Source organism: Ruegeria sp. TM1040, from assembly GCF_000014065.1.
In the GTDB taxonomy this organism is placed as follows: domain Bacteria; phylum Pseudomonadota; class Alphaproteobacteria; order Rhodobacterales; family Rhodobacteraceae; genus Epibacterium.
Map to the genome: position 1 here is coordinate 101527 of NC_008043.1, position 16216 is coordinate 117742.

The 16216-nt window shown below is 58.5% G+C and carries 11 protein-coding genes and 1 tRNA gene; 5 read left to right on the top strand and 7 right to left on the bottom strand.

Annotated features, from left to right (window positions below; genetic code table 11):
- Nucleotides 1-192 precede the first annotated feature (192 nt).
- Nucleotides 193-269, bottom strand: a tRNA-Arg gene (locus TM1040_RS01030).
- Nucleotides 270-393: 124 nt separating this feature from the next.
- Here TM1040_RS01030 and TM1040_RS01035 point away from each other — a divergent pair.
- Nucleotides 394-1419 (top strand): LacI family DNA-binding transcriptional regulator, encoded by a 1026-nt coding sequence (locus TM1040_RS01035; RefSeq protein WP_011536748.1) that lies wholly within the window; start codon nucleotides 394-396, stop codon nucleotides 1417-1419.
- A gap of 70 nt (nucleotides 1420-1489) precedes the next feature.
- Here the strand turns inward: TM1040_RS01035 and TM1040_RS01040 are convergent, their stop codons facing one another.
- The 4 genes from TM1040_RS01040 to TM1040_RS01055 form a co-directional block, all read right to left on the bottom strand.
- On the bottom strand, nucleotides 1490-2995 hold the full coding sequence (locus tag TM1040_RS01040) for a TRAP transporter large permease (RefSeq protein ID WP_011536749.1): 1506 nt from the start codon (nucleotides 2993-2995) through the stop codon (nucleotides 1490-1492).
- Nucleotides 2992-3573: a TRAP transporter small permease gene (locus TM1040_RS01045; RefSeq protein WP_044026523.1), complete on the bottom strand. Its 582-nt coding sequence runs from the start codon at nucleotides 3571-3573 to the stop codon at nucleotides 2992-2994. Before TM1040_RS01045 ends, TM1040_RS01040 begins: the two co-directional genes overlap by 4 nt.
- 91 nt (nucleotides 3574-3664) lie before the next feature.
- Nucleotides 3665-4711 (bottom strand): TRAP transporter substrate-binding protein, encoded by a 1047-nt coding sequence (locus TM1040_RS01050; RefSeq protein WP_011536751.1) that lies wholly within the window; start codon nucleotides 4709-4711, stop codon nucleotides 3665-3667.
- 209 nt (nucleotides 4712-4920) lie between these two features.
- Entirely contained in the window at nucleotides 4921-6819 is a 1899-nt protein-coding gene (locus TM1040_RS01055; RefSeq protein ID WP_254658812.1) for a putative bifunctional diguanylate cyclase/phosphodiesterase, read from the bottom strand.
- A 417-nt stretch (nucleotides 6820-7236) separates the two neighbouring features.
- Here TM1040_RS01055 and betC point away from each other — a divergent pair, with 417 nt between their 5' ends.
- Nucleotides 7237-8751: a choline-sulfatase gene (gene betC / locus TM1040_RS01060; RefSeq protein ID WP_011536753.1), complete on the top strand. Its 1515-nt coding sequence runs from the start codon at nucleotides 7237-7239 to the stop codon at nucleotides 8749-8751.
- A 142-nt stretch (nucleotides 8752-8893) separates the two neighbouring features.
- Here betC and TM1040_RS01065 read toward each other — a convergent pair whose 3' ends face one another.
- The gene (locus TM1040_RS01065; RefSeq protein ID WP_011536754.1) at nucleotides 8894-9739 is read right to left on the bottom strand and encodes a flagellin; all 846 of its coding nucleotides are present in this window, start codon (nucleotides 9737-9739) and stop codon (nucleotides 8894-8896) included.
- 657 nt (nucleotides 9740-10396) lie between these two features.
- On the opposite strand from TM1040_RS01065, the gene TM1040_RS01070 reads away from it, so the two are divergent.
- Together TM1040_RS01070 and TM1040_RS01075 are read left to right on the top strand one after the other, a co-directional pair.
- A complete protein-coding gene (locus tag TM1040_RS01070) occupies nucleotides 10397-11305 on the top strand; it encodes a cytochrome-c peroxidase (RefSeq protein ID WP_011536755.1) in 909 nt (302 codons plus the stop codon).
- A 12-nt stretch (nucleotides 11306-11317) separates the two neighbouring features.
- Nucleotides 11318-13420, top strand: coding sequence for a putative bifunctional diguanylate cyclase/phosphodiesterase (locus TM1040_RS01075; protein ID WP_011536756.1), 2103 nt, complete (start codon nucleotides 11318-11320; stop codon nucleotides 13418-13420).
- A gap of 14 nt (nucleotides 13421-13434) precedes the next feature.
- Here the strand turns inward: TM1040_RS01075 and TM1040_RS01080 are convergent, their stop codons facing one another.
- The gene (locus tag TM1040_RS01080) at nucleotides 13435-15480 is read right to left on the bottom strand and encodes an NADH:flavin oxidoreductase (RefSeq protein WP_011536757.1); all 2046 of its coding nucleotides are present in this window, start codon (nucleotides 15478-15480) and stop codon (nucleotides 13435-13437) included.
- Nucleotides 15481-15573: 93 nt separating this feature from the next.
- Between TM1040_RS01080 and TM1040_RS01085 the strand changes: the two genes are divergently transcribed.
- Nucleotides 15574-16197, top strand: a complete 624-nt coding sequence (locus TM1040_RS01085; RefSeq protein WP_011536758.1) for a TetR/AcrR family transcriptional regulator — start codon at nucleotides 15574-15576, stop codon at nucleotides 16195-16197.
- Nucleotides 16198-16216: the final 19 nt, after the last annotated feature.

Here is a 16216-nt window from a genome sequence, read left to right on the forward strand (position 1 = left end):
GGATCACATCAACAAAAGCTCCGACCAGCCACACTTTGGCAACAAACACGGCTTTTAGACTGCACGCTTTTTGCACACCTTTGACCCCATACAGACCGGTTTTTCACCTTAAAAGGCGGTAAAACGCACTAAAAGGAGCGAATGCGGAAAGCACATAGATGCTGGAATTGTACAATAAAATCATATGCTTAATGGCGACCCCGGCAGGATTCGAACCTGCAACCTGCCCCTTAGGAGGGGGCTGCTCTATCCAGTTGAGCCACGGGGCCAGCGGATTTCGCGATAGCAAATAGACCCCACAAGCTCAAGCGTCTCATCATGGGCTTCAACAGCCATTGTGTCCTCCGGTGGGACTGGATAACCTCGCTGTAACAAAGCAAAGAGGCCAAGCACGTGACCAACGACTCCAAGCGTCCGCTGACGCTGCGTGATGTTTCAGATGCAACCGGCGTGTCAGAAATGACCGTGAGCCGCGTTCTCCGCAATCGCGGTGATGTCTCTGAAAAGACCCGACAAAAGGTGTTGGAGGCGGCAAAGGAACTCGGCTACGTGCCCAACAAGATCGCTGGCGCCTTGGCCTCCAAGCGGGTCAATTTGGTTGCGGTTATCATCCCGTCGCTCTCCAATATGGTCTTTCCCGAGGTTCTGACCGGTATCAACCGCGTGCTTGAGGATACCGAGCTTCAGCCGGTTGTTGGCGTCACCGACTACCAACCGGAGAAAGAAGAAAAAGTTCTCTACGAGATGCTCTCGTGGCGGCCGTCGGGTGTCATTATCGCCGGTCTCGAACACACCGAGCCCGCGCGCGCAATGCTCGCAGCTGCGGGCATTCCTGTGGTGGAGATCATGGATACGGACGGCAATCCGGTGGATTCCATGGTCGGGATCTCCCACCGCCGTGCGGGCCGCGAGATGGCCAAGGCGATCTTGAAGGCAGGCTATAGCCATATCGGGTTTATGGGGACAAAAATGCCCCTCGATCACCGTGCCCGCAAACGATTTGAAGGCTTCACCGAAGCGCTCGCCAAAGAAGGGGTCGAGATCGAGGATCGTGAATTTTATTCGGGTGGCTCTGCGCTCGCCAAGGGTCGTGAGATGACCCAAGCCATGCTTGAGCGCTCTCCCGAACTCGACTTTCTGTATTATTCCAATGACATGATTGGCGCCGGCGGGCTGCTTCACCTGATTGACCAGGGAATTGACGTGCCAGGGCAGATTGGTCTTGCGGGCTTTAACGGAGTGGAGCTTCTGGCGGGCCTGCCGCGGCAGCTGGCGACCATGGATGCTTGCCGTCAGGAGATCGGCATGAAGGCGGCACAAATCATTGCGGCCCAGCTCGAAGACTCAAACGCAGAGATCGAGAAACATGTAACGCTCACACCGACCATTACCTATGGCGATACGCTGAAACGGCGCTGAGATCACCGGACACTCTAAAAAAAACGCGCGACCCATCTGGGCCGCGCGTTTTTTTTAATATGCGCTGCCCTCAGTAGAGCAGCATCAAAGGCAAGAGCGTGATCACCGGGAACAAGACCAGGATCACCACACGGATCAGGTCGGAGCCCACGAAGAACAGAACCGCCTTGTAGGTGTCCACCATGCGCGACTTTGGATCCATCGCGTTGATCACAAAGAGGTTCATGCCAACCGGCGGTGTGATCAGGCCAACTTCGACCACGATCAGCGTGAGGATACCAAACCAGATCGCGACATATTCTGTCTCGAGCCGGTTTGCGATGCCTTGGGTCACGCGAATGCCAAGTTCCTTCATCTGCTCTCGCGTCAGTTCTGTCCCGTTGGCGATCGCATCCTTGATGGAGGCAAGCATCTCCTGCCCCATGCCATCGGGAACCCCAGCCCGGAGAACCTCCATCGCAGCATCCGCCTGCATCGCCGGGAGCGACACAAGACCAAAGTCCATCGCTGAGATCACCGGATAGAAGATCGGGATTGTCAGCAGGATCATCGACAGACTGTCCATCAGACAGCCGAGAAGCAGATAGAACACGAGGATAAGCGCAAGCACCATCCAAGGGCTCAGGCCTTGTGCTACCACAAAGTTCGCGAGTTCCTGCGGCACCTGCGTGAGTGCGAGAAAGCCATTGTAGAACCCCGCTCCCAGCACGATGAAGAAGATCATCGCGGTGGACCGTGCCGTGATCATGAAGCTGTCGGTCAGCGTCTGGCGGGTCAGCCCCCCATTGGCAAGCGCGATAAGCCCGGTGCCCAATGCACCCACGGCCGCCCCTTCGGTCGGGGTGAACCAGCCTGCATAGATGCCACCCACCACGAGGCCAAATACCAAGAGCACGGGCCAGACCGCAAACAAGAGCGAGAAACGCTCGCGCCACGGGATCGGCTCACGGGTGCCCGCGCTTTCGGGAAAGAGGCGCACATAGACGGAGATTGCGATGACATAACCGATGGCCGCCAAAAGACCGGGGATAAAGGCCGCCAAGAAGAGCTTTGCGATATTCTGTTCGGTCAAGATGGCATAGATCACCAAAACCACCGAGGGCGGGATCAGGATGCCCAACGTGCCACCTGCCGCCAGGGTTGCGGTCGAAAACCCGCTCGCATAGCCATAGTTTTTCAACTCAGGCAGCGCCACGCGCCCCATGGTGGCTGCCGTCGCCAGCGACGATCCACAGATTGCGCCAAAGCCCGCACAGGCCCCGATTGCGGCCATGGCGACACCGCCTTTGCGATGCCCGATAAAGCCTTCCGCCGCCTTGAACAGCGCGGTCGACATGCCTCCGAGCGTTGCAAACTGCCCCATCAGGAAGAACATCGGGATGATCGACAGCGAATAGGAGGAAAAGGTCGAGTAGGTTTCATTCTTGAGACGGCCAAAGGCGACGATCGTGTCCCCCGTGACCAGCACAAGACCGCCAAGGCCCACCAAGAACATCGACAAACCAATAGGCACCCTCAGAAAGATCAGCCCCATCAGGACGGGAAAGGACCAGATACCGATTTCAAGCGCGCTCACGACTGTACCTCCACGCCGTCCCAGATCAGGATCTGGCCTGTCATTGCTTCGATGCTGCGGATCACCGCCATGTAGATCCCGACAACAGCGGCCACGACGGCCGCGATCAGGCTCAGCCCGTAGGCCCACCAGATGGGAAACTCCAGCAGGAAGGAGGTTTCACCATTTTCAAATTTGCTGAGCGTGCCCGCGCCCAAGCGCCACGCGATCAACACCAGCACAAGCGCAAACACAATCTCTGTGATCATGCGCAGGATACGGTTCACGCGGGCCGAGAAACTGTTGGCAAACACATCTACCGCCGCATGGCCCGCCGTGATCTGGCACAGGGGAATAAAACTGAAGATCGCAAAGGCGACACCGGCCTCGACCACTTCAAAATCCCCATTCACCGGGCCAACCCGCGCAGCCATCCACTCAGAAAGCTGCGGTGCGAGCCCCTCGAGCATGTCGCTGTGGAAGACACCATTGAGCAGGCGTCCAGCAATCGAGATACAGGTCAGGAAAATCAAGAAAGTGAGGACCGCGCCGCCGATCATGGCCATGATCCGCGCCAGCCTCATCATATAGCTATGCATGCCTTTGCCCACCTTTGGCTTTTCAAAGCACCGTTGCATGCGACGGGGCCCGCTGCCGAAGCGATGCGGACCCCGTCAATGGATCTGGTGATCAGTTTTCGTACTGCGGCGTATATTTGTCGATCAGCATGGTCGCCTCATCCAGAAGCGCCTGACCGTCGATGCCGCGCTCCGACATATCGGCGAGCCACTTGTCGTAGATCGGCTGAGAGCGCTCGCGCCACACGGCCGTCTGATCCGCGTCGAGCGTGATCACATTGTTGCCGAGATCCAGCGCGTTTTCACGCGCGGGCATGTCCGAATCTGCCATCGTGCCGCCTGCAAAGACAGACATCTCGACACCGGAGTTGTCGTCGATCACCTTCTTCAGGTCATCAGGCAGGCTGTCGTATTTTTCCTTGTTCATCGCCAGAACAAAGGTCAGCGTGTACAGCGCGCGGCCCGAGAATTCGGTATGGTTTTCAACAAGTTCCGGCACTTTCAGGGCGGTGGTCACCTCCCATGGGATGGTGGTCCCATCAATCACGCCCTTCGAGAGCGCTTCGGGAATGGACGGCACAGGCATGCCGACAGGTGTTGCGCCCAGCTCGGTCAGCAAGGCGTTTACAGAGCGCCCACCACCGCGAATTTTCATGCCCTCAAGATCCTTTGGTACTTCGACCGGATCAGAGGTGTGGAAGATGCCCGGACCATGCACCCACCCTGCAAGGATCTTGAAGTCCTTGAATTCGGTGTCCAGCCAATGATCTTCCATCATGTCCCAATAGGCGTGGCTTGCGGCACGTGCATTGGTCATCATAAAGGGCAGCTCAAACACTTCGGTCGATGGGAAACGACCCGGCGTGTAGCCCACCACGGTCCAGACGATATCGGCAACGCCGTCCTGAACCTGATCAATCAATTCTGGCGGCTTGCCGCCCAGCTGCATCGAGGGGTAGCGGTCAATCTTGATACGATCGCCCGATGCGTCTTCGATCTTGTCTGCCCAGACATCCAGAATGAGCTTTGGCACATTGGCCTGTGCGGGCAGGAACTGGTGCAGCTTCAGCGTCACCTCCTGCGCGAAGGCGGGCACTGCGCCCATTGCGGAAAATGCCAGTGCGGTGGCTGCACCAAGTAGTGCTCTGCGAGTGGTCATGCGTTTCCTCCCTTTGACCGGGACCTTTACGGCTCCTCTACGGCAACATTACCGTATGAGACTCTAATGTCTTGCCTATTTTTTAGGCGCTTAGAGTTGCGCGTCGTCCGGCTCTGCGAAGCACAGGGCTATTAGGTGCTTTTGTAACTATCAATGGTGGGGGCGGTAACAAATTACGTATTTTTGATGCGCGTTTGTAACGTATCGCATCAGGCGTCCGATCCGACGTATGGTTTGGGGCGCGCGTATCGGAGCCAGGTCTCGGCAAACTGCGCGGCAGGAACGGGTCGGCTGAACAGGTATCCCTGTGCTTCGGCACATCCCAAAGAGATCAACCTGTCCCGCTGCTCGCGCGTCTCGACGCCTTCGGCGATTACGCTCACACCCAGGCTGCGCCCCATCGCCACAACAGCGGCAACGATGCGATCGTCTTTGACGTTCTCAGGTAGCGAGGTGATGAATCGCCGGTCAAGCTTGATGCGGTCGATAGGCAAATCCTTCAGCATCGCCAGCGACGAATACCCCGTTCCAAAGTCATCAATGGCCAGCTTCACCCCCATCGTACGCAGATCATCCACGGTATTGAGAGAGCTGCGCATGCGTGGAAACAGAGTGGTTTCCAGCACTTCGATCTCCAGTTGAGTAAGATCCACCTGATGATGCCGTGCCGTCGACCGCAAATCCCGTGCAAAATCCGGAGACAGCAGCGTCATCGCAGACATGTTCACCGAGATTTTTGCAGGCGCATAACCCTCCGTATTCCAGGCACGGATCTGGCGACAGACCTCATCGGTCACAAACTGATCGATCGCCGTCGTGAGGCCCGTGTCGAGCGCCAAAGGCACAAAGCCTCCCGGCAACAGGAGGCCCTTCTTGGGGTGTTGCCAGCGCAAGAGCGCCTCGGCGCCGATACATTGTCCTGTGCGCAAGTCGATCTGAGGCTGATAGAACATCAGCAGCTCACCATCAGAGATGGCCCGCTTCAGGTCGTGTTCCATCTGCAGGCTTTCTTCCGAGCGCTGCTCCATATTTTCAGAATAGAAACAGATCTGCCCGCGCCCTTTGGCCTTCGCATGACACAGCGACACGCCCGCCGCCTGCATCAGGTTGCGCTGATCGCTGCCGTCCTTGGGGTATTGCGCGATCCCCATGCTGGCGCTCAACCGGCAGGTCAGCCCGTCCACGACTACCTCGTCCCCCAGCGCCGCACCAATGTCATGGGCCACCTGCAGCACCACCTCGGGACTTGAGGCCTGCTCGATCAGCAAGATGAACTCATCACCTCCGATCCGGCCAATGGTGATCCCGGGACGCATCACAGATCGCACCGCATCCGCAAGCCGTTCGATCACGCGATCCCCGATGTCGTCGCCAAAGATCGAGTTGATGTCCCGAAACCGGTCGAGATCAATGAGAATGATCGCCAACTCGGCCGTTGCGGCCTTGGCGCGCACGATTGCAAATTCCACCTGTGTTTTCATCGCTCTACGGCTCGGCAACCCGGTCAGAGCATCCCGAAGGCCACTGTCGAGCAGACCGGCACGGTCCGATTTGGGACGAAAGGAACGCCGCGAGCGAAATTCGTAGGTGGGATCAGCCCCCGACACATTGAACGCGCGCAGTGACAGGGTTTCCGTCTCGGGATGGAGGTCGTCGCTCAGTGTGCGCGCCTCGCCCTGCCAAGCGCCCTCGGTCAGCGCCTCTTGTATCGCGCCGTCCCAGAAACACTTGCCAAACCCCTTGGCGTGAATGGACCAGATCGGGCGGCCTCTGATCTGCGCAAGCGGCATGCCGGCCTCGTATTCAAACCGGCGATTGGCATCAATAACGCGCGCCTCCCCGTCCAACAGCGCCAAGCTGTCGCCTTTGGGGCGCGTTTCAGGGGCTTTGGGGGCGACGGGTTGTGCCTGCGCCGTATCGCGTGTGCGCCTGACCCGACGCAGGACTTCGGCCAAAACGATGGCCAACACAGCGATGGCGGAGAGACCATAAAGCACATACGCAAAGGGTGACGTCGGAAGCGCCAGCGCATCGCCGACCGAGGTCGGCAGATGGACTTGAGAGGGCTCAATCGCGTCCGGCCCCCGCAATCCCGAGCGAAAGGCCACGCCTGGCTCAACGCCGTCTGAAGATTGAGCGGCGCTCGAAACTGGCAGCACGGACAGAAGCAGTGAGATCGCAAAAGTGTAAAGGTCGGCGCCCGAGCTCCGCTTTGTCCCTTGCTGCTTTCTGCCGCAGAGCATCGGACCCTCCTCCAGCTACAAGAAAGAGCCTAGCACCCGCCTGCACTCTGTCAACTGTAGGTTGACAAGAAAATTGCCAAGAATAACCGACTTCTAGAAGTTTATACCTCGCTGTTTATAGCGGTGTACGGAGACGCCCGCCCCACCTCTTTCGCCAATGGGAAAGCAGGGTGAATGCTTTTATTGACTGATGAGTCAATAAAAACTAGCCTGCGCCAATCGACACCTTCTGCGCATGGGCTGCACGCCGCAGCCCGCCCCGAAACCCCAAGGACTCCTGCGATGACATTGCCAAACATCCTCATTTTTATGGTCGATCAGTTGAACGGGACCCTGTTCCCGGATGGCCCCGCAGAATGGCTGCACGCACCAAACATGAAGAAACTGGCCGCGCGGTCTACCCGGTTTCGCAATTGCTATACCGCCAGCCCGCTCTGTGCGCCGGGTCGGGCCAGTTTCATGTCCGGGCAGCTGCCGTCTGCCACGGGCGTCTACGACAACGCGGCGGAATTCGCCTCTTCAATCCCGACGTATGCCCATCATCTGCGCCGCGCAGGCTATTACACCTGCCTATCGGGCAAGATGCATTTTGTCGGCCCAGATCAGCTTCATGGCTTTGAAGAACGTCTGACAACCGATATCTACCCACCCGATTTCGGTTGGACCCCGGACTATCGCAAACCCGGCGAGCGCATCGACTGGTGGTATCACAACATGGGGTCGGTCACCGGCGCCGGGGTGGCGGAGATTTCGAACCAGATGGAGTTTGATGACGAGGTCGCCTTTCACGCGACCCAAAAGATCTACGACCTGGCGCGCGGCAAGGACGCCCGGCCGTGGTGCCTCACCGTCAGCTTTACGCACCCCCATGATCCCTATGTGACTCGTAAAAAATACTGGGATCTATACGAGGATTGCCCGCATCTTATGCCGGAGGTCGCGGATCTCGGCTATGAGAACCAGGATCCGCACTCGAAACGGATCTTTGACGCAAATGACTGGCGCAACTTTGACATCACCGAAGAAGACATCCGCAGGTCGCGTCGCGCGTATTTCGGCAATATCTCCTATCTCGACGACAAGATCGGCGAGGTCATGGAAGCGCTGGAAGGAACGCGTCAGGACAAGGATACGATCATTCTCTTTGTCTCGGATCACGGCGACATGCTGGGAGAGCGCGGCCTGTGGTTCAAGATGAGCTTTTATGAGGGGTCCTCACGCGTTCCGATGATGATTTCAGCGCCCAATATGACCCCTGGCCTGGTTTGCGATCCGGTCTCCAACATCGATGTCTGTCCAACGCTTTGCGATCTGGCAGGTGTGAGCATGTCCGAGGTAATGCCTTGGACCGCTGGGGAAAGCCTGGTCCCGCTTGGCCAAGGTGGCACGCGCAGCACGCCGGTGGCGATGGAATATGCAGCCGAAGCCTCTTATGCCCCGATGGTCTCCTTGCGGTCGGGGCGCTACAAGCTCAATCTTTGTGCGCTTGATCCGGACCAGCTGTTTGATCTGGACGCCGACCCACATGAACGGGTGAATCTCGCCAAAGATCCCACCCACCACGAGGCTTATCAGGCGCTCAAGGCGATTGCGGCCGAGCGCTGGGATCTGGATCGATTTGACGCCGATGTGCGCGCCAGCCAGGCGCGGCGCTGGGTGGTATATGAGGCGCTCCGCCAGGGCGGCTATTTCCCGTGGGATTATCAACCCCTGCAAAAAGCGTCCGAACGCTACATGCGCAACCATATGGATTTGAATGTGGTCGAAGACCAAGCCCGCTACCCGCGCGGAGAATAAAATCAGCCCTTCGGCCGAAACTGGTTGTGCAGTTTGTGCAGACCCTGTGGGCCGAGGGCCCATCGCGTCTGACGGGGCTTTAAACGGCAACAGGGATGCGCGACGCATCCCTGTACCGTGACCTTGGGTATGGTTCAGCTGATTAGTTGAACAGCTGCAGCAGCGCCTGCGGGGCCTGGTTCGCGATCCCGAGCGACTGAACTGCCAGTTCTTGCTGGGTCTGCAGTGCCGACAGGCGGGCGGAGGCCTCTTCCATGTCGGTATCCGTCATGGTGGAGACACCCATTGTCATGGAGTCGACCAGCTTGGACACAAAGCTTGCCTGGTCATCAATACGCGCGGCGGCCGCACCCAGTTCTGCAGCACCCGAAATCGCAACCTGCAGGAAGTCTTCGATCTCACCAAGCGCAGAAGCTGCGGTTGCGGTGTCGGTGATTGCTGTCAGGCTGTTCGCCAGATCCAGAGTGGATTCAAAACCCTGCGCCTCGATGGTGATGTCAACGCCGGTTACGGTGCCCCCTGCACCAACGCGGTCCAGCGATGCCAGAACACCCATTTGTGTGGCCGTCCCGTCGATGGTGTTGGCCAAGAGGTTGGCCCCATTGAACTGAGCGGCGCCAATGATGGATTCGATCTGATCAATCTTTGATTCAATGTCAGTTTGAATTTTGTCATGCGATACGTTCTCGGCCTGCGCCGAAACGATCAGCTCTTTAATTTCGACAAGCTTCTCAACGATCTGTTCTGCGCCCGCAGAGGCAACCGCAACAGTGGCCTCGCCCATGGAGAGACCTTCTTCGATCGCCTCAAAGCTGGCGATGTCGGATTCCATTGTTTTCGAGATAGCCCAGACGGCGGCATTGTCTTTGGCAACACCGATTTCCTTGCCGGTTGAAATTGCGTTTTGCGTATCGGTGAGATTGGTGTTGACGACTTTCAGCGTCTGCAGAGCCACCATAGCACCATTGTTTGTCAAAATGCTGGACATAGCATGAGTTCCTTTGAGCAAGGAGCACTTTGGCCCCGATATATTCCCTTTCCCCCATTATGGGGTGTTCTCTCTCGTCTTTCTGAACGTGCGGGGCACTTCGGCCTCCACAACAAACTCAATAAGATGCAGGCCAACTCTTGACGCGAGGATGCTAATGAAGAGCTAAAATGTCGGCGTATATGTCTAAAATGCGAGTCAAATTGCGCAGAACGGCAACTTGCCCCCTGTCGCGCGCGCAACATCTATCGCGCAAAATTCTGCAAAGCCTCGCTCCCGAAAATCTGAGTCAAATCCACAAAGCTCCACCAGCCATGAATAAACCCCTCGTTCGCCATGCGGGTAACCCGGGCACCCTCAACTGCGCCCATACCTCTGCGGGCGCGCGGCGCCTGCGTTCTCCGGGCGCGGGCTTAGGAACAATGAGGGGGTGAAATCAAATTGGATCTGATATTTACGTTGTTTTTCAGACAATTGCTGACATCCAAACGGGGCGAATAAACGGATTCTTCAGGCCAAACGCACAGGTTGATCCGAAGCCACACTTCCTTATTCACTTCTAACGGAAACAGCGCCGTGCGACGTCTTGCTCTTCTCTGCATTGGATTGATTTGCACCGTTGCTCTGGCCGGAGCCTCGCGTTTTGAGCTTCGGAAGATGTTTGAAAGACCCACCCGGATCGAGTTTCCCACAACAGAACCTTACTCGCCTCAACGCGCCGCTTTGGGCAAAATGTTGTTTTTTGATGCACGCCTGTCTGGCGCCATCAATATGAGTTGTGCCACCTGTCACAATCCGTCGTTTGGCTGGGAAACACCGGCATCCCGCGCGATTGGCGCGATGAATCAGCCCCTGGCGCGCCACACCCCCACAATCGAGAATCTCACAGAATCAGAGCATTTCTATTGGGACGGACGCATCGCGTCGCTCAAGGAACAGATACGCGGCCCGATCACCCACCCGCTCAAGATGAACTCCAGCATGCGCCAAGTTCAGCGCCGGTTGGAGAATATCTCAGGTTATCGTCGCTATTTCGAGATCGCCTTTCCAGACACCGGTCTGACGGAGGACACAATCCTGGTGGCGCTTGCGACCTATCAGAGAACCCTGCGCTCAGGCTGGTCTCCGTTTGACGACTGGGTCGAGGGTGACGAGGACGCAATTTCTTCTTCCGCGCAGCGTGGCTTTGACGTCTTTACCGGGCGCGGCCAATGTGTGAGCTGCCATCAGGGATGGGCCTTCACCGATCATGACTTTCACAATGTCAGCCTCGGAGACGACGACATCGGGCGCGGCGTGCTGGACCCGACGATGCGGTACCGCTTCAAGACGCCGGGGCTGCGCAACATCGCGCTGCGCGCGCCGTATATGCACAATGGCAGCCTCAATTCTCTGCGCGCGGTGGTGGAGCATTACCGACGCGGCGGCGCGCCGAATACAACCGCGAGCGACATCGAACCGCTCACCGAGATGAGTGACCGCGATGTGAACGACCTCATTGCATTCCTTGAAACCCTGACGGCCTATGCGCCCCATGTTTCGGCTCCGGCCCTGCCTGTGGACTAAAGGACAGAAGCGATGTCGATCAAACGCAGAATCCTTGGCCCTATCATCCTGCTGATCGTGATCGGCATCGTCGGCGCTATCTGGGTGGCGCGTGCGGCGATCAAGACACAAGACCTGATCCAGGACGCGGACTCCGCGGCGGTGCGCACCCTGCAGGCCACAGAGCGTGCACAACGGATCCGAGCGGAGATCGAGAGTCGCCTCAGCGAGTTTCTGGAATTCAACACCATCGCCCCGCCCGACCGGATCAGGCGCAATCATCAGCGGTATGTCGATGCGTTCCAGAACGTCTGGAACGACCTGCGCGCAGCGCCAGGGTCCGAGGCCCAGAAACGGATGGTGGCGCAGGTCGAAGAACAGTTCAAATCCTGGAACACAGAAGCCTCGATTGCCCTCGGGTTGATCTACGACACCCATATTCCCTCGCGCAACCGGCTGGACACTCTGGCAAGGCGATTGGAACTGGCGCTGGTGGCGCTGGAGCAGGAGGTGCGTCTGAGTGCGGAGCAGGTCAATCAGGACGCACGGCGCCGCTATGCAAAACAGGTGGTGATTGTTCTTGTCACCATGATCGGGATCTTTCTTGTGGCGGGGTCTGCATTCATCGGCTTTGGTGGTCAACTGGTGCGGTCTCTGACCCAACTCGCGGCCGCAATGGAGCGCATTCGTGCGGGCGATTTCGACACCCCACTGAGCGACCTGCAGCGCCGCGACGAAGTGGGCAAGATTGCGCGCGGGGTGGCGGATTTCTCATCGACCTTGCGCGATCTCAGTGAGGCCAAAACCCACATCGAGCATCTGGCGCTGCACGATCAGTTGACCGATCTTCCCAACCGACGTGCCCTACAGGACTATCTCGAACGCTCTGTGGAGCAGGCGCGTGATTCAAACGCGCGCCACGCCGTGCTGCATGTCGATCTCGACCGGTTCAAGCAGATCAATGACCTGATGGGCCACGCAGCGGGCGACCAGATCCTGCTGCATGCGGCCGAGGCCATGCAGCGCCAGATTGGGCCAGACGATATGACGGCCCGCGTCGGAGGAGACGAATTTGTTATTGTCCTGCGCGGCCATGGTACTGACTCGAAAACCAAAGCGATTGCCAAACGGGTCATCGAGGAAATTTCAAAACCTGTCGAAATCGAAGGCGAGTTTGTAAATGTCGGCGCAAGCATCGGCATCGCTTATCTGGCAGCCGGAGAGACCGATCCGGCGCGCATCCTCTCCAACGCCGATATTGCACTCTATATCGCCAAGAGTGAGGGCCGCGGCCGCGTGTCCTTTTACAATGATGCCACCCGCGCGCGCTTTGAGGGCAATATGGCGCTCCTGCGCGATCTGCGCATTGGCCTGGACAATGGCGAAATCACCGCCTTTTTCCAGCCTCAGGTGGATGGGATCACCAACGAGGTGCTCGGCTTTGAGGCGCTTGCGCGCTGGCATCACCCCAAGCGCGGCATGCTCGATCCGGGCGTCTTTATCACCTTGGCCTTTGAACACGGGCTGGGCGACCGGCTGACCGAGCGCATCGTATCCGACGCGATTTCCGCCTTGCTCGAATGGCGCGCCCTTGGCCTGCCTGCGCCCAGCGTCAGCGTGAATTTCTCCGCCAAGCAGCTGCGCGATGGGGGGCTGGTGGAGTACCTGGATGATGCCTTGTTCGCGGCCAACCTGCAGCCGAAGGATATCGCCATCGAAGTCCTCGAGAGCGTGCTCTTCAGCGATGGAGTGGACCCTGCCCTCAACACAATCGCCAAGTTGCAGGACCGTGGCTACAAGATCGAACTTGATGATTTTGGCACTGGGCATGCCTCGATCTCGAACCTGCGACGGTTCAAGGTCGATGGCATCAAACTCGACAAGGATTTTGTGGCCGGGGTCGATCAGGACGCCGAACAGGAGGTCATCCTGCGCACCATGATCGACCTCTGCCGAAATCTCAACATCGAGTGCCTTGCCGAAGGTGTTGAGACCGAGGCAGAAATCGCCAAGCTGATCTCGCTGGGCTGCAGCCGTTTCCAGGGCTACGGCATCGCGCGCCCGATGGCGCGCGACGCCGTCACCAGCTGGCTCGAGACACATTACGGGCGCAAGCCCGATGCCAAGGTAAGCTGAGCACCCCCCAGAGATCAAAGATCCTTCATCAGCCGCAGCGCGTCATAGATCGCAGCATGGGTGTTGCGGGCCGAGACCGCATCGCCGATGCGAAACAGCTGAAACGCGCCTCGCGGGTTGCGCGTGATCGCCTGCGGCTGACCGCAGATCAGCGCATCATGATCGACCTCGCCGTGGTTGATGCTGGCCGGTCGCAACGCCTGATACAGGTCATCATTGGGAAGGGCGCCATAGTTTAGCACGACCTGATCATATGACTTCTGCGTGGTGAAATTGCTGTAGTCGGTGCCAATCGTCGCCACCAATTCATTGCCCTGTCGCGCCACCCCAAGGAGGCGACGGGTCACGGTAAAGGTGACGTCCTTTTCCTGCAGTGCGCGCATGTAGGGCACGAGGTTCATCGCCATGATTTCGGGCGCAAAGGTCCGATCCGGGGTCATTACCTCGACTTCTGCGCCTGCTTCGGCGGCGATTTCAGCTGCCTGAAGTCCGGGATGATCGCCGCTTTCGTCGTAGATAAGCACCCGGCCCGCCGGCTTTACATCCCCCGCGATCAGATCCCAGGCCGAGACCACATGCGCGGCCTCCTGTCCGGTCTCGAACAGCTCCAGATTTGGAAGCCCGCCGGTGGCGATGATGACCAGATCGGGGTTTTGCGCCAGAACATCCTCTTCTTCGGCCCATGTATTAAAGTGAAACTGCACATCCCGCGCCGCGCATTGCGCCATGCGCCAATCTACGATCGAAATCATCTCGCGACGCCGGGGGGATTGTGCGGTGAGACGGATCTGGCCTCCGGGGTCGGGCTGCGCCTCAAAGACCACAACCCTGTGGCCACGCTCTGCCGCCACCCGCGCGGCCTCCAGCCCGGCCGGACCAGCGCCCACAATCGCTACTTTCCGTTGCTTTTCGGCCGGGGCGATCTCATGCGGCATCGTCAGTTCACGCCCGGTGGCCGCATTGTGAATGCAGAGCGCATCGCCCGCCTGATAGATCCGATCCAGGCAGTAGGTCGCGCCCACGCAGGGCCGGATGTCCTCTTCGCGCCCCTCTTTGAGTTTTTGCACCACATGCGGGTCGGCCATGTGGGCCCGCGTCATGCCCACCATATCCAAAAGCCCTGCCTGCACCGCATGGCGCGCGGTGGCGACATCGGGGATCCGCGCCGCATGGAATACAGGCAGATCGGTTTCATGTTTGACACGGCCCGCAAAATCCAGATGCGGTGCGGATCGCATGCCCTGCACCGGGATCACATCCGTCATCGCCGGATCGGTATGAATGCGCCCCCGGATCACATTGAGAAAGTCCACCTGCCCCGTCGCGCTCAGGATACGGGTGATTTCCAGCCCTTCTTCTTCGGTGATGCCACCTTTTTGCACCTCGTCGGCGGTGAAGCGCATCCCGACAATAAAGTCCGGCCCCACCCTTTTTCGAATGGCCTGAAGCACATCCATCGGAAATCGCAAACGATTCTCAAGCGTGTCCGCCCCATAGGGGCCGTTCAGATCATTGGTCAGCGGCGACCAGAACTGGTCAATCAGATGTCCATAGGCCTGCAGTTCGATCCCATCCATGCCTCCGGCTTTCATGCGTTCTGCGGCATCGGCAAAATCGGTGATGATGCGCTCGATGTCCCAATCTTCGACCAGTTTGGGAAAGGCGCGGTGCGCCGGCTCGCGATGCCGCGACGAAGACACTGACGGCAGCCAGTCGCCCTTGTTCCATGTTGTCCGCCGTCCCAGATGCGTCAGCTGGATCATTACCGCGCAGCCGTGTTCATGACAGCCCTCAGTAAGATCACGGATCCACGGCACCACCTCGTCCTTGTAGGCGAGGATATTGTTGAACACCGGTGGGCTGTCCTTTGAGACCGCCGCAGACCCCGCCGTCATCGCCAGCGCCACTCCGGCCTTGGCCCGCTCCGCATGATAGGCGCGGTAACGCGCCTTGGGCATGCCGTCCTCAGGGTAGGCCGGTTCATGACTGGTGGTCATGATCCGGTTGCGAAGGGTCAGATGCTTGAGTTGAAAGGGCTGCAAGAGCGGGTCGTGTGACATGGCGCTGCCTCATGGAATCAGGTGACTTGACACAAGTGTAAAGTCAGCCTGCACCCCGATTGACACTAGTGTCAATTATTTTAGAGTGCCCACATGTCCAAACCCACCTCCCCTCGCCCGCGCGGCTCGCGCGACCTCTGGCTCGATGCCGCGCTTGATCTTTTGGTCTCAAGTGGGATCGACGCGGTGAAAATCATGCCGCTGGCCCGCGCCGTGGATCAAACCCGCACCGGGTTTTACTGGTATTTCAAGGATATCGGCGCATTGCACGAGGCAATGATCGACACTTGGGAAGCGCGCAACACCGGCCAGATCCAGGCCCGCTGCGAGGCCCCGGCCCAGAGCATCGGCGCAGCGCTGTTCAACCTGATGGATTGCTGGCTCAACCCTGCGCTTTTTGATGCCCGCCTGGATCTGGCTATCCGCAACTGGGCGCGCAATGACACCAGACTCGCCGCGCGGCTGGAAAGCGCCGACAACGCCCGCATAAAATCCGTGCGCGACATGTTCCTGCGCTATGGCTACAGCAAAGAGCAGGCCGATGTCCGAAGTCTCACCACGATTTACACACAGGTGGGCTATATCTCGATGGAGGTCGAAGAAGATCCCCTGCAGCGCCTCAACCGCGTGCCGCATTATGTGGAGATGTTCTCGGGCCAGCCTCCCACAGAGGAAGAGATCGCCGAATTCATGGGGCGCCACCAAACGCCGCAATAAAAAACGGCAGGGTCACTCG